Genomic DNA, 18,997 nt, shown 5'->3' on the forward strand with positions numbered 1-18,997 from the left:
GGGACGACCGGCACTTCAAGCCGCGGCCCTGACCACCTCTCGCAGGGTTGCGGATTGGGCCATCGCCGATAAAACCCTGGAAAATTTCCCTGGAAAATAAAAGGAAGGAAACGTCGCATGATTCGCTGGACCACCGGCCGCCGCGCCACGCTCGCGCTGCCGCTCCTCGCCCTCGCCCGCCCCGCGCTGGCCCAGGCGGCCTGGCCCGCGCGCGCGGTCTCGATGGTGACGGGCTATGCCCCGGGCGGCCTGACCGATGTCACGACCCGCGCCATCGCCCAACGGATGGAGCAGGAGCTGGGCCAGCCCATCGTGGTGGAGAACCGGGTGGGGGGTGCCACCTCCGTCGCCGCCACCTATGTCGCCCGCGCCGCGCCGGATGGCTACACGCTGCTGATGGGCGCCTCCTCCCTGGCGATCAACCCGGCGCTGCAGCCTGAGTTGACGCCGCGCGATCCGCAGCGGGAGCTGGAGGCGCTGGGCCTCGCCTACCGCAGTGCCTTCGTGCTGCATGTGCATCCCGACCTGCCGGTGCGCAGCACCGCCGAGTTCATCGACTACGCCAAGGCCAATCCCGGCAAGATCAACTTCGGCAGCAGCGGCACGGGCGCGGTGAATCATCTGGCGCTGGAACTGCTCCGCAAGCGGGCGGGAATCGATGTGCTCCATGTGCCCTATCGCGGCGGCGTTCCGGCCCTGACGGACCTGCGGACCGGCCGGATCCAGGCGATGTTCCAGGCGGCGCTGGAGGCGATGCCGGTGATCCGCGAGGGCGTGACGCGGGCCATCGCGGTGAGCAGCGCGCAGCGGATGGCACTGTTGCCGGACGTCCCGGCTGTGGCGGAGACCCTGCCCGGCTTCGACGCGGTCTTCTGGCAGGGCCTGTTCGCACCGCCCGGCCTGCCTCCCACCGTGGTCACGCCCCTCTCCGCCGCGCTGACGGCCGCCACCGAGGACAAGGGGCTGCGCGCGCGGATGGCCGAGCAGGGCGTCGCCATCGAGACCGGCGACGCGGCGGTCATGCGCCGCATCCTGGCCGAGGACAGCACGCAATGGGGCACGCTGATCCGCGAAGCCGGCATCCGGCCGGAATAGCCGAGAGGCCCGCCGTCACGGCGGCGGGCCCGGCCCTCACATGCCGAGGGCGCGGCGGTACAGATCGAGCAGCGTCTCCTGCTCCTCGATCTCCGCCGGCTCCTGCTTGCGCAGGCGGATCAGCTGCCGGACGACCTTGACGTCGAAGCCGGCGGACTTGGCCTCGGCGAAGATATCCTTGATGTCGTCGGCCAGCGCCTTGCGCTCTTCCTCCAGCCGCTCCACCCGCTCGATGATCGAGCGCAGGCGATCGACGGCGATGCCGCCGACCTCGGATTCGGGATCGGCGGCCTGACGGTCACGGCTGGCCTTGGCGTCCTGCTCGTCGAAATCGCTCATCAAGGGTCTCCGGGCTGCCGAACACGACCGGCTCCAGGAAGCGGGCCGGGGCGGCGGCATATAACCGGCGGCGCCAGCGGGGGCAAATCCGGGCGCATTCAGATGGCACCCCTCAACCCTCAGTCATCGCCGACGCGATTTCCGCCAGGAACGGTGGCCCAGCCGCCCTGCGCCAATAAAGAACGCGATGCAGGCAAGTTCCTGTTGTCCGCCCCTTCTGGCGGTCCTGGTACATCCCCGGGCGTCTGGTCACTCCATCTTCACGCCTCGGCCTGTTCCGCCGCTGTCCGGCTCCACGTGACTTCCGGGAGACTTCCATCGGGCATTCCGGCGCCGGGGATGTCAGTGCCCCGGGCTGGTGGCGGCGAACCTGGCCTTCTGCTCGGGCGTCGCCTCCTTCTGGTGGAGGGCCTGCCACTCCTTGTAGGGCATGCCGTAGACGATCTCGCGCGCCGCGGGGTCCGGCAGGTCCAGCCCCCGGGCCTCCGCCGCCTCCCGATACCAGCGGCTCAGGCAGTTGCGGCAGAATCCGGCCAGATTCATCAGGTCGATGTTCTGCACATCGCTCCGCTCGCGCAGATGTTCCAGCAGGCGGCGGAAGGCCGCGGCCTCCAGCTCCGTGCGGGTGGCGGGGTCGTTGACATCGGTCATGGGCGGGCCCTCCTTCCACCCCAAGGTGGGGTTGCCACCGCCCCTCTGCCAAGCCGGCCGCATCATCGCCCCTGCCTTTGCCTCCCCCGCCTCCCATATGCCCCGTGACCGCCCTTCCCCAGGGCCCGCCTCACACGCAGCCGGGAGACCGCCGCATGATCCGCTATTCCGTCCTGGACCTCGCCCCGATCAATCAGGGCGAGGAGGCCGCCGACGCCTTCCGCCATTCCGCCGACCTCGCGCGCCATGCGGAGGACTGGGGCTACCACCGCTTCTGGCTGGCCGAGCACCACAACATGCCGGGCATCGCCAGCGCCGCCACGGCGGTGGTCATCGGCCACGTCGCCGCCGCCACCCGCCGCATCCGCCTGGGCTCGGGGGGGATCATGCTTCCCAACCACGCGCCGCTCATGGTGGCCGAGCAGTTCGGCACCCTGAACGCCCTCTTTCCCGGCCGCATCGACCTCGGCCTCGGCCGCGCCCCGGGCACGGACATGCGCACCGCCCGCGCGCTGCGCCGCAATCTCTCCGGCGACGCCGACAGCTTCCCGCAGGACGTGGTCGAGTTGCAGAACTGGTTCGCGCCCGTGCAGCCGGGCCAGCCGGTGCAGGCCGTGCCCGGCGGCGGGATGGAGATCCCGATCTGGATCCTCGGCTCCAGCCTCTACGGCGCGCAGCTCGCCGCGATGCTCGGCCTGCCCTTCGCCTTCGCCTCGCATTTCGCGCCGCAGATGCTGGACCAGGCGCTGGCGGTCTATCGCGAGGGCTTCCGCCCCTCGGAGACGCTGAAGCGGCCCTACGCCATGGCGGCGATGAATCTCTTCGCCGCCGCGACCGATGCCGAGGGGGAACGCCTCTTCACCTCGCTGCAGCGCCAGTTCCTCAACCTGCGGCGGGGCACGCCGGGCAAGCTGCCGCCGCCGGCGGAGGATATCGCCGCCCTGCAGCAGGAGGCGCGGCTGGCCGGGGTCGGCCACAGCCTCTCCTGCTCGGCGGTCGGCGCGCCCGCCACGGTGCGCGCCGCCATCGAGGGCTTCCTCGAGCGGACCGGCGTGGACGAGCTGATGCTCACCGGGCAGATCTTCGACCATGCCGCGCGGCTGCGCAGCTTCGAGATCGGCGCCGAGGTGTGTCGTGCCCTGGCGCGGGAGCCGGCGGCCTGCGGCTGAGGCGGGCGAAAGGGGGAGCCGGCCAGGCCCCCCGCCGCCGCGGACGTGTCAGGCGTTGCCGGAGAGATAGTCCATGGCCGCCTTCGCGCCCGCATCCTCGTGCGGCACCCCGGCGATGCGCAGCCCCATCTCGACGCCCGACAGCGTGCCCATCAGGGTCAGGTCGTTGAAATCGCCCAGATGACCGATGCGGAAGACCCGGTCGTTCAGCCGGCCGAGCCCGTTGCCGAGCGACATGTTGAACCGCTCCAGGATGGCGGCGCGCAGCGCATTGGCCGAATGCCCCTCCGGCAGGCGCACCGCGGTCAGCGCCGAGGAATAGTGGCGCGGCTCGGCGCACTGCACCTCCAGCCCCCAGGCGCGCACGGCCCGGCGCGTGGCCTCGGCATGGCGGTCGTGCCGGGCGAAGACATTCTCCAGCCCCTCGGCCAGCAGCATGTCGAGCGCGGTGTCGAGCGCGTAGAGCATGTTGGTCGCGGGGGTGTAGGGAAAGTAGCCGGTGGCATTGGAGGCCAGCATCGGCTTCCAGTCCCAGAAGCTGCGCGGCAGCCGCGCCGTCTCGCTGGCCTTCAGCGCCTTCTCCGAGATGGCGTTGAAGGACAGGCCCGGCGGCAGCATCAACCCCTTCTGACTGCCGGCCACGGTGACATCGACGCCCCATTCGTCATGGCGGTAGTCGATCGAGCCCAGCGAGGAGATGGTGTCCACCAGCAGCAGCGCCGGATGCCCGGCCTCATCCATGGCGCGCCGCACCTCGTCGATGCGCGAGGTGCAGCCGGTGGAGGTCTCGTTGTGCACCACGCAGACGGCCTTGATGGCGTGGCCCCTGTCGGCGCGCAGCCGCTCGCCGATGGCCTCGACATCGGCCGCGCGGCGCCAGTCGGTCTGGATCAGCTCCGGGCGCAGGCCCAGGCGCTCGGCCATCTCGCGCCAGAGGAAGGCGAACTGCCCGGTCTCGCACATCAGCACCGTGTCGCCCGGCGAGAGCGTGTTGACCAGCGCCGCCTCCCAGGCGCCGGTGCCGGAGGCCGGGTAGATGATCACCGGCTGCCGCGTCGCGAAGACCGCCTTGACCTTCTCCAGGATCTGCGCGCCGAGCTTGCCGAAATCCGGGCCCCGATGGTCCATGGTCGGGTTGTCGAGCGCGCGCAGCACGCGGTCCGGCACGTTGGTCGGGCCCGGGATCTGCAGGAAATGGCGGCCGGCGGTGGGCCTGGACTGGAAATAGGCCATGATGGTTTCCTCCTCGGGGTCCGATGCGCCGAGGGTTAGGCGTAATCCATGCGTTTCGCCAATGAGTTCGCGTTGTCGGATTGATGAGCATTATAGATCGGACAGGCCCGCCGGCGCGCGCTAGACAGGGGCAGGACGAGACGACCGGAAGCGCCAGGAAGCCAAGATGAACGCCATTCACCAGTCCCGGGTGCGGCCGGGTGATACCGCCCTGGCGGCCCGGCTGCGCCGGGAGACCGCGGGCGAGGTGAAGTTCGCCCCGGCCGATCGTGGCCGCTACGCCACCGATGCCAGCATCTACCAGGTGGAGCCCATCGGCGTGCTGGTGCCGCGGAGCATCGAGGATGTGGCGGCGGCGCTGGCGATCTGCCGCGAGGCCGGCGTGCCGGTGCTGCCGCGCGGCGGCGGCACCAGCCAGTGCGGCCAGACCGTCAACCGCGCCCTGGTGATCGACTGCACGAAGTTCCTTCGCGAGGTGGTCTCGGTCGATGCCGCGGCGGGCATCGCGCGCGTGCAGCCCGGCATCGCGCTCGGCGCGCTGAACGACGCGCTGAAGGCGCACAGGCTGTTCTTCCCGGTCGATCCCTCCACCTGGGCGCGCTGCACCATCGGCGGCATGGCGGGCAACAACTCCTGCGGCAGCAAGTCGATCCGCTACGGGCTGATGGCCGACAACGTGCTGGCCATCGACGCGCTGCTGGCCAGCGGAGAGCGCTTCACCTTCCGCGAGCTGGGCGACAATCTGGGCGATGACGTCCCCGCCGATGTCGCGGCGCTGATCCAGTCCCTGCGGGCGCTCGGCGCGCGCGAGGCGGAGGAGATCGCGGCGCGCTTCCCGCGGCAGCTCCGCCGTGTCGGAGGCTACAATATCGAGGCGCTGACGCCGGCGGCACGGGCGGCGGGGCGTGGCAATCTCGCGCGGCTGCTGGTCGGCAGCGAGGGAACGCTGGCCTTCTCCGCCACGCTCGACCTCAAGCTCTGGCCGATCAAGCCGCGCAAGGTGCTGGGCATCTGCCAGTTCCCCACCTTCCGCGCCGCCATGGCGGCCAGCCAGCATCTGGTGACGCTCGACCCCGAGGCGGTGGAGCTGGTCGATCGCACCATGATCGATCTCGGCCGCTCCATCGCCCTCTATCGCGACACCATCGAGCGCATCCTGATCGGCGAGCCCGACAGCCTGCTGATCGTCGAATTCCATGGCGACGACGACGCGGCGCTGACGCGCGATCTCGACCGCCTGGAGGAGATGATGGGTGATCTCGGCTATCCCGGCCAGGTCGTCCGCGTCACCGACAGCGCCTTCCAGGCCAGCGTCGCCGAGGTGCGCGAGGCCGGGCTGAACATCATGATGTCGATGAAGGGCGACGGCAAGCCGGTCTCCTTCATCGAGGACACCGCCGTCGATCTCGCTGATCTCGCCGACTACACCGAGCGGCTGAACGAGGTCTTCGCGCGGCACGGCACCAAGGGGACGTGGTATGCCCACGCCTCGGTCGGCTGCCTGCATGTGCGGCCGGTGCTCAACATGAAGGACGGCGCGGAGGTGGCGAAGATGCGCGCCATCGCCGAGGAATGCTTCGCCCTCGTCCGCGCGTACAAGGGCAGCCATTCGGGCGAGCATGGCGACGGCATCGTGCGATCGGAGTTCCACGAGCCGATGTTCGGCGCCCGCATCGTCCGCGCCTTTGAGGCGGTGAAGGACAGCTTCGATCCCGACGGGCTGCTCAATCCCGGGCGGGTCGTGCGCGCGCCCCGCATGGATGACCGCAGCCTGTTCCGCTACCCACCCGGCTACCGCGCCGAGGAGGGCATCAGGCCCGCGCTCGACTGGTCCGCCTGGCCGGGTCCGCAGGGCGGGTTCCTCGGCGCCGTCGAGATGTGCAACAACAACGGCACATGCCGGAAGTTCGACGCCAACGTCATGTGCCCATCCTTCCGCGTCACGCGGGAGGAGCAGCACCTGACGCGCGGCCGCGCCAACACGCTGCGCCTGGCGCTGACCGGCCAGCTCGGCGCCGATGCGCTGGCCGGCGACGAGGTCGCGGAAGCCATGTCGCTCTGCGTCTCCTGCAAGGGCTGCAAGCGCGAATGCCCGACCGGCGTGGACATGGCGAAGATGAAGATCGAGGTGCTGCACGCGCGGGCCCGGCGCCACGGCATCCGGCTGAAGGACCGGCTGATCGCCGAGCTGCCGCGCTGGGCGCCCTGGGCCGCGCGCCTGCCCTTCCTCGCCAATGCGCGGGACAGCATTCCGGGCCTTGCCGGCCTGACCGAGCGCTGGCTCGGCCTCGCCGCCGGGCGCAGCCTGCCGAGGTTCCGCCGCGACCGCTTCCGGGATGCCGAGGCGGTGCGGGAGGGGCCGGGCCGCGAGGTGCTGCTCTTCGCCGACACCTTCAACCGCCATTACGAGCCCGAGGTCCTGCGCGACGCGGTGAAGGTCCTGGCCCATGCGGGCTACCGGCTGCGTCCCGCCGCCGCGCCGGACGGGCGACCGCTCTGCTGCGGCCGCACCTATCTGGCCGCCGGCATGGTGGAGCGCGCCCGCGCCGAGGCGCGGCGGACGCTGGAGGCGCTTTCGGCCAGCGACGCGCCGGTGGTCGGGCTGGAGCCCTCCTGCCTGACCACGCTGCGCGACGAGTTTCTCTCCCTGCTGCCCGGTGCCGCGGCCGAGAAGCTCGCCGCCCGCGCCTTCCTGGCCAGCGAGTTCCTGGAGCGCGAGGGCGCCGCGCCGCCGCTGCGCGAGATCGGCGCCGCGCGGGCGCATATCCATGGCCATTGCCATCAGAAGGCCTTCGGCGCCTTTCCCGCGGCGGTGAAGGCGCTGCGCCGCATCCCGGGGCTGGAGGTGACGCCGATCGCCTCCTCCTGCTGCGGCATGGCGGGCAGCTTCGGCTATGAGGCGAAGAACCTCGAGACCAGCAAAGCGATGGCCAATCTCTCCCTGCTGCCCGCGGTGCGCGCGGCGGCGCCGGGGGATGTGATCGTTGCCGACGGCACCTCCTGCCGCCACCAGATCGGCGACCTCGCCGGTCGCGAGGCCGTGCATTCCATCCGGCTGCTGGCGCGGGCTATCCCGCCCGCATGACCCAGCCGAACGACATCCTCGACTTCTGGTTCAGCGAAGGCCTCGACACCCCCCGCGCCGCCTGGTTCCAGCGCGACGATGCCTTCGACGCCGACATCCGCCGGCGCTTCGGCGATCTCCTCGCCCCGGCGCGCGCGGGCGCGCTGGACGGATGGACGGCGCGGCCCAAGGGCACGCTGGCGCTCCTGATCCTGCTCGACCAGTTCCCGCGCAACCTGCATCGCGGCCGGCCGGAGGCCTTCGCCAGCGATGCCAGGGCGCGCGAGGTCGCGCGCCGGGCGGTGCTGGCCGAGGCGCAGGATCTGCGGCTGCCGCCCACGGCGCGGAGCTTCCTCTACCTGCCCTTCGAGCATTCCGAGGCGATGGCGGACCAGGATCTCTCCGTCACCCTGTTCGAAGGGCTGCGCGACGAGCCGGCCTCGCGCGCGGCGGGCGGCGGCATCGACTATGCCTGGCGGCACTGGCGGGTGATCCGCGCCTTCGGTCGTTTTCCGCACCGCAATGCTGCGCTGGGGCGGACCAGCACGCCGGCGGAAGAGGTCTACCTCGCCCGTCCCGACGCCGGATTCTGAAGGCACGCGGGGGTCTGGGACCGCCCGGTTTCGGCGGGTTCTCTTCACAAGAGAGTGCGCGAATGGCTGCCGCGCAGTGTCTGCCCCTGCCGGCAAAGGCAGAACTCGGCCCTCGGCCAAGCCGATCGGCCCTACGCGTGTGTTGCCGCTCGCCTCATCTATCGAAAGCTTTACCGCCGCGCCTCTGCCACCCGGAGGATATTCCATTTATCAAGGATTTGCGGGCGGTTTCCGGCGGCCACCCGTGACGGAGAGGTTCCGCCGCCCCGACCTAACATAAGTCTGTGTTCTTTCTGCCACAGTTCGCCGCGATTGCAGGAAGGAACCGCAACCTGGACCTGCAACCCCGGTTTTCTCGTCGCCCGCTCCAAAGCGTTGCGTTTCAAGGGACCACAACAATGACGCTTCGTCGCATCCTGCTTGCTGCCACCGTTCTTTCCGTGCCGGGTGCTGCCATGGCGCAGGACGCCTGGTATTCGCCGACCTCCTGGCTGCCCACCGCCGCCGCCCAGCCGATCCAGGGCGTCTATCTCGGCGCCGGCGCCGGCTGGAACCATTCCGACTCCCGCGGCCTTACCGCGCAGGGTGGCAACGCGGCCTACTTTGACGGCACCTCGGGCAACCGTCAGGGCAACCTCGGCTTCGAGGAAGGCTTCATGGGTAGCCTGGCCATCGGCTATGGTTTCGGGAACGGCTTCCGCACCGAGGTCGAGGGCAGCTACCGCCATAACAACGTCGATCGCCTGGGCGGATTCCAGAACCGTGCCGGCGGCCCGCCGGGTGTGGCCTTCCGGAACATCGACGGCGAGTTGCAGCAGTACGCCGTGATGGCCAATCTTTACTACGACTTCCAGCTGCCCCGCTGGTTCCCGAACATGCCGGTTGCGGTGGTGCCCTACATCGGCGGCGGTGTCGGCTATATGTGGACCGATCTCGACGCCAGCGGTGCCCGTCTGCCGGCTGGCGCCAACTCGGTGCATATCGACGACACGACCGGCCAGTTCGCCTACCAGGGCATTGCCGGCCTGTCCTTCCCGATCACGGCCGTGCCGGGCCTCTCGATCACGGCCGAGTACCGCTACACCGGCGCGCTGCAGAGCAAGTTCGACGGCACCGTACGGGCGCCCAACGGCGCGGTCGTGTCGCGTGGCAAGTATGAAGTCGATCAGGCGCACAACCACTCCGCCCTGATCGGCGTGCGCTACGCCTTCAACCAGCCGGTCCCGCCGGCCCCGGTTCCGGTCGCTCCGGCTCCCGCCGCCGCCCCGGCCCCGGCCCGCACCTATCTCGTCTTCTTCGACTGGGATCGGTACAACCTGACCGAGCGCGCCCGCCAGATCATCGCCGAGGCGGCGCAGAACGCCGGCCGCGTGCAGACCACCCGCATCGAGGTGGCCGGCCACGCCGACCGCTCCGGCTCGCCGCAGTACAACCAGCGCCTGTCGCAGCGTCGCGCCGACGCCGTGGCGGCCGAGCTGGTGCGCCTGGGTGTGAACCGCTCCTCCATCATGGTCGAGGCCTTCGGCGAGAGCCGTCCGCTGGTGCCGACCGCCGATGGCGTGCGCGAGCCGCAGAACCGCCGCGTCGAGATCGTGCTGCGCTAAGCAGCACGCTTCGACCGGAGCAGGAGGGAAGCGCCACGCGGCGCTTCCCTTTTTTCATGCGCCCTCTCCGGATAAAGGCGAGGCATGCCTTCGCGTCCTTCCGCCGGGCCCCGTGCCCTCATCCGGGGCCGCCTGGCCAGCCTGGCCGGCCTGGCCGGCCTGCTGCTGCTCGCCGCCTGCGGTCCGGACCCGGCGGCCGTGCCCCATCTCACCCAGGCCGCCGACGCCCGACCCCGTGTGGTCCCGACCCGGCAGGGACCCGTACGCGGCGTCGCCACCCCGGAGGGGCAGGCCTTCCTCGGCATTCCCTTCGCCGCCCCGCCCACCGGAGAGCGGCGCTGGCGCGCACCCGTTCCGGCCGAGCCCTGGACGACGGAGCGCGACGCGACGCGGCTCGGCCCCGGTTGTCTGGAGAACTACAGCCCGGCCTATCAGCAGGGCGGCTCCTCGCGATGGCTGATCCGCGGCGATGAGGACTGTCTGAACCTCAATGTCTACGCCCCCGCCTCCGCTCGGCCGGGCGAACGCCTTCCGGTCATGGTCTGGCTCTATGGCGGCGGTCTGGTTCTGGGCAGCAACAGGCAATACGATCCGAGCCACCTGGCCCAGGCGCAGCGGGTCATTGTCGTGGCGCCCAACTACCGGCTCGGCACACTGGGCTTCCTGGCGCATTCCGGGCTGCGTGGGGAGAGCGGCACGGCCAATGCCGGGCTGCTGGACCAGCAGGCGGCGCTTCGCTGGGTTCGCGACAACATCGCCGGTTTCGGCGGCGATCCGGGGAATGTCACGCTCTTCGGCGAATCCGCCGGAAGCTGGAGCGCCTGCTTCCAGATGGCCTCGCCCGGTGCCGCCGGGCTCTTCCACCGCGTCATCCTGCAGAGCGGCGTCTGCACCCTGCCGATCTCGACCGTTCCCTTGGCCCGCGCCGAAGCCGCCGGCGCGGCCCTGGCGCGGGAGCTGGGTTGTGGTGAGGGCGAGGCGGGCGTGGCCTGCCTGCGCCGCAAGCCGGCGGAGGAGCTGGCGGCGGCGGCGGCGCGCACGCCTGGCATGCTGGGGGTCAGCAGCTGGGGCCCGGCGCACGGCGATGCCGTGTTGCCCCTCTCACCCGGCGAGGCCTTCGCCCGGCCGGACTTCCATGGCCCCCCCGTCATCAACGGCACCACCCGGGATGAGGGCCGGCTCTTCGCCACCTTGTATCGAATGAGCGGCGCGCTTTTCACCGAGGCCAGCTATGAGTCCGCTGTGACCCGCCTGCTCGGCGACCGCGCCGCGGCGGCGCTGCGGGCCTACCCCCCGTCATCCTCAGGCGGGCCGGCGCTCGCCTTCGCCCAGTTGGTGACGGACGGCATATTCGCCTGCCCGGCCCTGCGCCTGAACCGTCTGCTGGCGCCCCGCCTGCCGCTGCGTGCCTATCAGTTCGCCGATCCCAGCCCGGTCTCCAGCCTCCCGGCCCTGCCCTTCCTGCCGCCGCTCGGGGCATATCATGCCTCGGAAATCCCCTTCATCTTCCGGACCCGCTGGATCCTGGCCGATCCGTCGGAGTTCTCGCCCGCGCAGCACGCCCTGGCGGAGAGGATGCAGGCGGCCTGGGGGCGGTTCGCCCGGAGCGGCGACCCCAACGGCGGTGACCTGCCGGCCTGGCCCACCTATCGGGAGGATGAGGACACCACCCTGGCGCTGCGGCCGGCCGGCATCGGGCTAATCGGGCCGGATCTCTGGCAGGCGCACCGCTGCGGCGTCTGGGAGGCCCTCGGCCTCTAGGTCCGGCTCCCGCCGCGCGGAACTCTAGACCCGGATCGGCGGCTCCAGCGGAGGATCGCCCACCGGGGGGATGTCCGGCGCGTCGGGCGTGGGTTCGTCGGGGCCCGGCGGGTCCTGGATAGGCGGCTCCGGCAGGTCCGGGCCGGGGGGCTCCGGCGGCATGGGCGGCACCGGGCTGGGCGGATCGCTCGGCGGAATGGGGATCTGCGCCCGCAGGGCGTCAGGGGCGGTGTCGGCCGGCGCGGTCATGGCATGCCCTCTCCTTCTTCGTCTCGAAGGAGAAGAGAAGCAGGGACCGTGAAGTTTCCACGGCGCGCTCACGCCCTGCGATGCGGCAGTTTTTGTTGCAATGCACAATCGGCTTCGTCATAGAGTTGAAAAGGGAGGAACCCGTCCGCGGCTCCGCAAGCGGAGGTTCCCATGCGACGACGAAATCTCCTGCGCCACGTGTCGGCCGGGCTGCTGGCCGCCCCGGCCCTCCTTCCCGGCGGCCGTGCCCGCGCCACGGAGCCGGTGGATGTCGAGCTGGTCCTGGCCGTCGATGTCAGCCGCTCGGTCGATGCCGACGAGCAGGAGATGCAGTTCCAGGGCTATGCCCGCGCCTTCCGCGACGCCCGGCTGATCGACGGCATCGCCCATGGCGCGATCGGCGCCATCGCCGTCTGCTTCTTCACCTGGTCAGACTGGAACGTGCAGGAGCTGCTGGTGCCCTGGCGGCGGATCGACGGCCCGGCCAGCGCGGAGGACTTCGCCCGCGCCATCGAGGCCGCGCCCCGGCGGACCCACCTCTACACCTCGATCTCCGCCGCCATCGACTATGCCTCGGGCCTCTTCGGTCAGGGCTATGAGGGCACCCGGCAGGTGGTCGACATCTCCGGCGACGGCGTCAACAACTCGGGCCGCCCGCTCGATCTGGCGCGTGCCGAGGCCCTGCGGAAGGGCATCGTGCTCAACGGCCTGGCGGTGCTGGACCACACCCCGCCCTCGCCGCAGTTCGCCGCGCTGCAGCCGCCGCTGGACGAGTACTACCGCGACCAGGTGATCGGCGGGCCCGGCGCCTTCCTGATGGTGGCCGAGAGCTTCGCGGCTTTCGAGGGCGCTGTCCGGCGCAAGATCATCCGCGAGATCGCCGCCCGCCCGGCGCCGGGCCCCCGGGTGGAGCGCGCCACCGCCTGACGCGGCGGCGGATGGCTGCCCTGCCCTCACCCCCCTGGCGCGCCGCCGCGCCCCGGCGCAGTTTTCCGCCTGGACGACAAGGGACTCAGGGGCGGAATGGAGCGGGACACGGACGGGCTGCCGCAGCCGGAGCGGTTCTGGGCGGTGCTGGCGCTGGCGGCCTCGATCGCCCTCTCGGTGATGGACAGTTCCATCGCCAACGTGGCCCTTCCCGCGATCGCCGCCGACCTCGGGGTGGCGCCCGCCGATGCCATCCTCGTGGTGAACGCCTACCAGATCGCCGTGGTCATGTCCCTGCTGCCGCTGGCCTCCCTGGGTGAGCTGCTCGGCTACCAGCGGGTCTATCGCGCCGGCCTGGTGCTGTTCATCGGCGCCTCCTGCGCCTGCGCCCTGTCGGAGTCGCTGACCGGGCTGACCATCGCCCGCGCGGCCCAGGGGCTCGGCGCCGCTGGGTTGATGAGCGTCAACACCGCGCTGGTGCGCTTCATCTATCCGCAGCGCCTGCTCGGCCAGGGCATGGGGGTCAACGGGCTGGTGGTCGCGCTGTCCTCGGCGCTCGGGCCGACGGTCGCGGCCGGCATCCTGAGCGTGGCGCACTGGCCCTGGATCTTCGCGGTGAACATCCCCATCGGGCTGGTCGCCCTGGCGCTGGCCTGGCGCTTCCTGCCGCAGACGCCGCGGGCCAGCCGGCGCTTCGATGCCGCCAGCGCCCTGCTCAGCGCCGCCACCTTCGGCCTCTTCATGACCGGGGTGGAACAGGGGACGCGCGGCGGCGGCTGGCTGTCCGCGCTGCCGCTGCTGGGCGGCGGCATCCTGGCCGGCTTCCTGCTGGTCCGGCGGCAGGCGGGGCGGCCGGCGCCGCTGCTGCCCGTGGACCTGCTGCGAATCCCCATCTTCGCCCTGTCCGTCCTGACCTCGATCAGTTCCTTCGCGGCGCAGATGCTGGCCTTCGTCGCCCTGCCCTTCTTCCTGCAGCACGGGCTGGGGCGGAACCAGGTCGAGACGGGGCTGCTGATGACGCCCTGGCCGGTCATGCTGGTCATCATCTCCCCCCTCGCCGGACGCCTGTCGGACCGCATCTCCGCCGGCCTTCTCGGCGGCATCGGGCTGGCCGTGATGGCCTGCGGCCTGTTCCTGCTGGCCGGGCTGCCGCCCGCGCCGACCGCGCTCGACATCGGCTGGCGGATGGCCCTCTGCGGCCTCGGCTTCGGCCTGTTCCAGAGCCCGAACAACCGCGCCCTGCTCTCCTCCGCCCCGCGCGAGCGCAGCGGCGGCGCCAGCGGCATGCTCTCGACCTCGCGCCTGATCGGGCAGACCACCGGCGCCGCGCTGGCGGCGCTGGTGCTGCGCCTCTCGGGCACCGACGGCACCGGCACGGCGCTCACCGTGGCCGGCGGCATCGCCGCGGCCGCGGCCCTGATCAGCTTCAGCCGCCTGCGCGCCGGCTGAGCCCCTCCCGCCTCTGCAACGGATCCCTGCCCATGTCCTCCGATACCCCGCAGCCTTCTCCCGAACTCCTGGCGGCCGAGATCCTGCGCCAGACGACGGCGCGCGGGCTGGAGAAATCCGTCTGTCCCAGCGAGGTCGCCCGCGCCCTGGCGCCGGGCGAGGCGTGGCGCGGCCTGATGGGGCCGGTGCGGCGCGCCGCCATCGCGCTGGCCGAGGCGGGGCGCATCGAGATCCTGCGCAAGGGCAAGCCGGTACCGCCCGAGGCGGTGCGCGGCGTCATCCGCCTGCGCGCGCTCCCCGGCTGACGCCGCCCATCCCCTGCCGTGCGAAGAAGGCCCCCGCCGATGGCCATCCCCCGCTTCCCCTTCCTGCGCGACGCCTGGGCCCTCGCCCGGCCCTACTGGAGCAGCGAGGAACGCTGGCGGGCGCGCCTGCTGCTGGCCGTCGTCGTCGCGTTGAACCTGGCGCTGGTCGGCATGGGCGTGCTGCTCACCTTCTGGAACCGCCAGTTCTACAACGTGCTGGAGGCCCGGGACGCCGAGGCCTTCGGCGCCCTGCTGCTCCTCGGCCACCGCGGCGCCGGCGGCTTCATGCCGGGATTCGCGGTGATCGCCCCGCTGTACATCCTGGTCGCGGTCTATGCGCTCTACCTGCAGATGGCCCTGCAGATCCGCTGGCGCCGCTGGATGACCGAGAAGCTGATCGAGGGCTGGCTGGAGCACCGCGCCTATTACCGCATCGCCCTGACCGATCGCGGCACCGACAATCCCGACCAGCGCATCGCCGAGGACACCCGCCTCTTTGTCGATGACACGCTGAGCCTCGGCCTCGGCCTGATGAACGCGGTGGTGACGCTGGTCTCCTTCGTCTTCGTGCTCTGGAGCCTGTCGGGGCCGATGGAGATCCTGGGTGTCAGCATCCCCGGCTACATGGTCTGGGTGGCGCTGCTCTATTCCGTCATCGGCACCTGGCTGGCCCATCTGGTGGGGCGACGGCTGATCCGGCTGAACTTCCTGCAGCAGCGGGTCGAGGCGGATCTGCGCTTCGCCCTGGTGCGCTTCCGCGAGAACATGGAGGGCATCGCCCTCCAGGGCGGCGAGGCGCGGGAGCGGCAGGGGCTGCTGGCGCATTTCCACGCGGTGCTGGAGAACTGGTGGGGCATCATGCGCGTCACCAAGCACCTCACCTTCTTCACCGCCGGCTTCACGCAGGTCGCCATCGTCTTTCCCATCCTCGTCGCCGCCCCGGCCTTCTTCGCCGGGCGCCTCGACCTCGGCGGGCTGATCCAGACCTCCTCGGCCTTCCAGGAGGTGCAGGGCTCGCTCTCCTGGGCGATCAACAACTACGGCCGGCTGACCGGATGGCGCGCCACGGTGGAGCGGCTGACCGGCTTCAGCCGGGCCATCGCCCTCGCCCACGCCGCCGCCGGGGAAGGGCCGCGCCGCGTGGCGACGCCGGGGCCGGAGCTGCGCGCCGAGCAGCTCGACATCCATCTCCCCGATGGCCGCACCCTGACGCGGCAGGCACGGCTCTCGGTGCGGCCGGGCGAGGCGGTGCTGATCACCGGCGCCTCGGGCAGCGGCAAGTCCACCGTGTTCCGCGCGCTGTCCGGCATCTGGCCCTTCGGTTCGGGCGAGATCGCCACCCCGCCCGGCGAGGCGCTGTTCCTGCCGCAGCGGCCCTACCTGCCGCTCGGCACGCTGCGCGCCGCCGTGACCTATCCGCGCGACCCGGCGGAAGTGCCGGAGGCGCGGCTGCGCGCGGTGCTGGAGCAGGTCGGGCTGGGGCGGCTGCTGCCCCGGCTGGACGAAGCCGAGACCTGGGACAAGCGGCTCTCGGGCGGCGAGCAGCAGCGCCTGGCGATCGCCCGCGCCCTGCTGCTGCGCCCGCGCTGGCTGTTCCTCGACGAGGCCACGGCCAGCCTCGACCCCGAGGCGGAGGAGGCGCTCTACGCCCTGTTGCGGCGGGAACTGCCGGAGACGGGGATCCTGTCCATCGCGCATCGCCCCGCCGTCGCGCGGCATCACGACCGCGTGTTGCGCCTGGAGGAGGGCGTGCTGCGCCCGGTTTGACGCCGGGCATCGCCGGAGGGGGCTTCGCGGCACCGGAAAAGCCGTCCATAGCTGGGGCGCCTGCCGCGCGAAGGAGCCTCGCCTTGAGTGCCGTGCTGACGCCTGTCATCGATCATGTGGTCGTCTCCGTCGGGGACCGTCTGGACGAGGCGGCCGAGACCTATCGCCGCCTGGGCTTCACGCTCACCGAACGCGGGCACCACAGCCTCGGCTCCAGCAACCACCTGGCGGTCTTCGGCACGGACTATCTGGAACTGCTCGGCCACGAGCCGGCCCGGCTGCAGGGCGCCGCGCCGCCCTGGCAGATGCCCGATGGCCTCGGCGGTCTGGTCTTCAAGCCGCTGCCGACGGAGGACTTCGCCAGGCGGATCGCCGAGGCCGGCGTGCCGGTCGGCGAGTCCCGCGACTTCGCGCGCCCCGTCGCGCTGCCCGGCGGCGGCGCGCGGGAAGCGCGCTTCCGCGTCACCCACCTCGCGGCCGGGGCCAGCCTGGGCGGCCGCGTCTTCTTCTGCCACCACCACACGCCCGAGCTGGTCTGGCGGCAGGAATGGCAGCGCCACGACAACGCCGTGACCGGCGTGGCCGAGTTCGGCGTGACGAGCGGCGAGCCGGCACGGACGGCGGCGCCCTACCGCGCGCTGTTCGGCAAGGCCGTGGCCGAGATCCCCGGCGGCGTGGCGATCGCCGCGGCGGGGGCGCGGGTGTTGATCCTGACACCGGAGGCCGCGCGGGCCCGCTGGGGCCGGGCCCTGCCCCGGCTGCCATCGGACGGCCGGGAACGCATGGTGGCTCTCGGCCTGCGCAGCGCCCGCCTCGAGGACAGCCGCGACCTGCTGCGGCGGTCCGGCTTCCGGCCCCGTGAGAAGGAAGGCCGCCTGTTGCTGCCCGCCGCGGAGACCGGCGGCCTGGCGCTCAGCTTCAGCGGCTGAGGGGCGCCTCGCTGGCCTCGGTGAAATAGCCGGTATGCCGGGCCTGGATCTCCGCGATCCGGCCCAGCGTGTCCGAGAGGTGGCGGCGCAGGCCGGCCACCGCCGCCTCCACCCGCCCCGCCAGGATCGCGTCGGCCAGCGCCTCGTGCTCCGCGAGGATCGCGGCGGCCTTCCCCGGAGCCGGCAGATGGAGGCGGCGCAGCCGGCGCAGGTGGCCGCTCCGGGCCTGCGCCAGATCCCAGAGCCCCGCGACGCCGGCGGCGGCATGCAGCTCGGCATGGAAGGCGTCGTCGGCGGCCGCGAAGGCATCGTGATCGCCCCCCTCGAGCAGCCTCCGCTGCTCCCGCAGATGCTCCTGCAGGCCGGCCCGCAGTCCGGCCGGGGGGGCCTCCGCCAGGTGCCGGACTGTCTCCAGCTCGATCGCGCGGCGCAGGAAGAGGGCCTCGCGGGCGCTGGCGAGATCGATCCGCGCCACCCGCGTCGAGGCGCTGGGCACCACCTCCACCAGCCCCTCGGCCTGCAGCCGCATCAGCGCCTCGCGCACCGGGGTCTGGCTGAGGCCGAGCTGCGCGGCGAGGGCGGCGCGCGACAGCACCGCGCCGGGCGCCAGGGTGAGGACCAGGATCGCCTCGCGGAGTGCGCGGTAGGCGAACTCTCCCGCTGAGGGCGGGCGGCCGAAGGGTCGCAGGGCGGCGATCGGCAGAGGCGCGTTCTGGTCCATGGCCCTTTATATCGTTCTTTACCGAAATCCGAAATATCGGCTGCTTGCCTGACAAGCTGATGTCCGGTATCAGGAACGGCAAGGCCCTGCTGCCAAGGGCCGATCATTGGGGGATGGACGTCAGGACGGTCTCGCGGGCCCACTGGCACCCCTGCCCTGCGCCGAGGAGTCCGCCATGCCCCTGCCCCGCATCGTCGTCGCCCGCCGTATCACCGAAGCCGCCGCCGCCCGTGCCCGCCGGGACTTCGACGCCCTGATGGCCGAGCACGACATGGACGCCGCGGAAACCATCGCTGCGGCGGCGGCGCACCGCGCCGAGGCCATCCTCATCGGCGGCACCTCGAAGCTGGACGCCGCCGCCATCGCGCAACTGCCCGATCATGTCCGGCTGATCGCCAACAGCAGCGTCGGCTACGACCACATGGACGCCGCGGCGGCCAAGGCGCGTGGCATCCTGGTCACCAACACGCCGGACGTGCTGACCGACTGCACCGCCGATCTCGCCTTCATGCTGCTGCTCGGCGCCTGCCGCCGGGCGCATGAATACGACGCCCTCATGCGGGCCGGCTGGCGAAAAAAGCTGGGTCTGCCCGACATGCTGGGAGTGAAGCCCTCGGGCAAGGCGCTGGGCATCGTCGGCATGGGGCGCATCGGCCGCGCCATGGCCCAGCGCGCGCGCGGCTTCGGCATGACGGTGCTCTACCACAACCGCAACCGCCTCCCCCCGGAACTGGAGCAGGGCGCGCGGTACTTCGCCGACCTGCGGGAGATGCTGCCGCATTGCCAGATCCTGTCGCTGCACCTGCCGGGCGGCGCCCCCAGTGGAACGATCATGACGCGCGAGACCTTTGCCCTGCTTCCCCGCGGCGCCGTCTTCGTCAACACCGCGCGCGGCTCGCTGGTCGATGAGGAGGCGCTGCTGGAGGCCCTGACGAGCGGCCAGCTCTTCGCCGCCGGGCTCGACGTGTTCCGCAGCGAACCCGACTACGACACGCGCTTCGCCGAGTTGCCCAATGTCCTGCTGGCGCCCCATGTGGCCAGCGCCACGATCGAGACACGCGACGCCATGGGCTTCCGCGCCCTCGACAACATCGCCGCCGTCACCGCAGGCCGCGCCCCGATCGACCCTGTCTGAAGCCGG

17 protein-coding genes are annotated in these 18,997 nt (G+C 71.7%); 12 read left to right on the forward strand and 5 right to left on the reverse strand.

The genetic code is table 11. From position 1 onward, the window contains the following. Positions 1-117: 117 nt before the first annotated feature. On the forward strand, positions 118-1,095 hold the full coding sequence (locus D9598_RS18110; protein ID WP_198367964.1) for a tripartite tricarboxylate transporter substrate binding protein: 978 nt from the start codon (positions 118-120) through the stop codon (positions 1,093-1,095). Positions 1,096-1,131: 36 nt separating this feature from the next. Here the strand turns inward: D9598_RS18110 and D9598_RS18115 are convergent, their stop codons facing one another. Next, entirely contained in the window at positions 1,132-1,434 is a 303-nt protein-coding gene (locus D9598_RS18115; RefSeq protein ID WP_198367965.1) for a DUF2312 domain-containing protein, read from the reverse strand. 342 nt (positions 1,435-1,776) lie between these two features. After that, positions 1,777-2,085 (reverse strand): DUF1244 domain-containing protein, encoded by a 309-nt coding sequence (locus tag D9598_RS18120; protein WP_198367966.1) that lies wholly within the window; start codon positions 2,083-2,085, stop codon positions 1,777-1,779. Positions 2,086-2,240: 155 nt separating this feature from the next. On the opposite strand from D9598_RS18120, the gene D9598_RS18125 reads away from it, so the two are divergent. Next, the gene (locus D9598_RS18125; protein WP_198367967.1) at positions 2,241-3,254 is read left to right on the forward strand and encodes an LLM class flavin-dependent oxidoreductase; all 1,014 of its coding nucleotides are present in this window, start codon (positions 2,241-2,243) and stop codon (positions 3,252-3,254) included. 48 nt (positions 3,255-3,302) lie between these two features. Here the strand turns inward: D9598_RS18125 and D9598_RS18130 are convergent, their stop codons facing one another. Further along, positions 3,303-4,487 carry an alanine--glyoxylate aminotransferase family protein gene (locus tag D9598_RS18130; protein WP_198367968.1) on the reverse strand — a complete coding sequence of 395 codons (1,185 nt, stop codon included), beginning with the start codon at positions 4,485-4,487 and terminating at the stop codon, positions 3,303-3,305. A 166-nt stretch (positions 4,488-4,653) separates the two neighbouring features. Here D9598_RS18130 and D9598_RS18135 point away from each other — a divergent pair, with 166 nt between their 5' ends. From D9598_RS18135 to D9598_RS18150, 4 genes are all read left to right on the forward strand, one after another. Beyond that, entirely contained in the window at positions 4,654-7,572 is a 2,919-nt protein-coding gene (locus D9598_RS18135) for an FAD-binding and (Fe-S)-binding domain-containing protein (RefSeq protein ID WP_198367969.1), read from the forward strand. After that, the gene (locus tag D9598_RS18140) at positions 7,569-8,144 is read left to right on the forward strand and encodes a DUF924 family protein (protein WP_198367970.1); all 576 of its coding nucleotides are present in this window, start codon (positions 7,569-7,571) and stop codon (positions 8,142-8,144) included. The genes D9598_RS18135 and D9598_RS18140 overlap by 4 nt, the downstream gene beginning before the upstream one ends. A gap of 398 nt (positions 8,145-8,542) precedes the next feature. Then, positions 8,543-9,748 carry an OmpA family protein gene (locus D9598_RS18145; protein WP_198367971.1) on the forward strand — a complete coding sequence of 402 codons (1,206 nt, stop codon included), beginning with the start codon at positions 8,543-8,545 and terminating at the stop codon, positions 9,746-9,748. A gap of 84 nt (positions 9,749-9,832) precedes the next feature. After that, positions 9,833-11,509, forward strand: coding sequence for a carboxylesterase/lipase family protein (locus tag D9598_RS18150; RefSeq protein WP_198367972.1), 1,677 nt, complete (start codon positions 9,833-9,835; stop codon positions 11,507-11,509). Between the two features lie 24 nt (positions 11,510-11,533). On the opposite strand, the gene D9598_RS18155 is transcribed toward D9598_RS18150, so the two are convergent. Then, positions 11,534-11,758 (reverse strand): hypothetical protein, encoded by a 225-nt coding sequence (locus tag D9598_RS18155; protein WP_198367973.1) that lies wholly within the window; start codon positions 11,756-11,758, stop codon positions 11,534-11,536. 171 nt (positions 11,759-11,929) lie between these two features. Between D9598_RS18155 and D9598_RS18160 the strand changes: the two genes are divergently transcribed. From D9598_RS18160 to D9598_RS18180, 5 genes are all read left to right on the forward strand, one after another. Then, complete coding sequence (locus D9598_RS18160) at positions 11,930-12,685, forward strand: DUF1194 domain-containing protein (protein WP_198367974.1); 756 nt, start codon at positions 11,930-11,932, stop codon at positions 12,683-12,685. A 96-nt stretch (positions 12,686-12,781) separates the two neighbouring features. Then, a complete protein-coding gene (locus tag D9598_RS18165; protein WP_198367975.1) occupies positions 12,782-14,134 on the forward strand; it encodes an MFS transporter in 1,353 nt (450 codons plus the stop codon). A 32-nt stretch (positions 14,135-14,166) separates the two neighbouring features. Next, complete coding sequence (locus D9598_RS18170; protein ID WP_198367976.1) at positions 14,167-14,439, forward strand: DUF3253 domain-containing protein; 273 nt, start codon at positions 14,167-14,169, stop codon at positions 14,437-14,439. Positions 14,440-14,478: 39 nt separating this feature from the next. Next, a complete protein-coding gene (locus D9598_RS18175) occupies positions 14,479-16,206 on the forward strand; it encodes an ABC transporter ATP-binding protein/permease (protein WP_198367977.1) in 1,728 nt (575 codons plus the stop codon). 92 nt (positions 16,207-16,298) lie between these two features. Beyond that, the gene (locus D9598_RS18180; protein WP_370592083.1) at positions 16,299-17,135 is read left to right on the forward strand and encodes a VOC family protein; all 837 of its coding nucleotides are present in this window, start codon (positions 16,299-16,301) and stop codon (positions 17,133-17,135) included. Here D9598_RS18180 and D9598_RS18185 read toward each other — a convergent pair. Continuing rightward, entirely contained in the window at positions 17,125-17,856 is a 732-nt protein-coding gene (locus D9598_RS18185; RefSeq protein ID WP_198367979.1) for a GntR family transcriptional regulator, read from the reverse strand. The genes D9598_RS18180 and D9598_RS18185 overlap by 11 nt on opposite strands. 175 nt (positions 17,857-18,031) lie before the next feature. Here D9598_RS18185 and D9598_RS18190 point away from each other — a divergent pair, with 175 nt between their 5' ends. Next, entirely contained in the window at positions 18,032-18,991 is a 960-nt protein-coding gene (locus tag D9598_RS18190; RefSeq protein ID WP_198367980.1) for a D-glycerate dehydrogenase, read from the forward strand. Positions 18,992-18,997 lie beyond the last annotated feature (6 nt).

The organism is Roseomonas sp. KE0001 (assembly GCF_016107285.1).
Classification (GTDB): Bacteria; Pseudomonadota; Alphaproteobacteria; order Acetobacterales; family Acetobacteraceae; genus Pseudoroseomonas.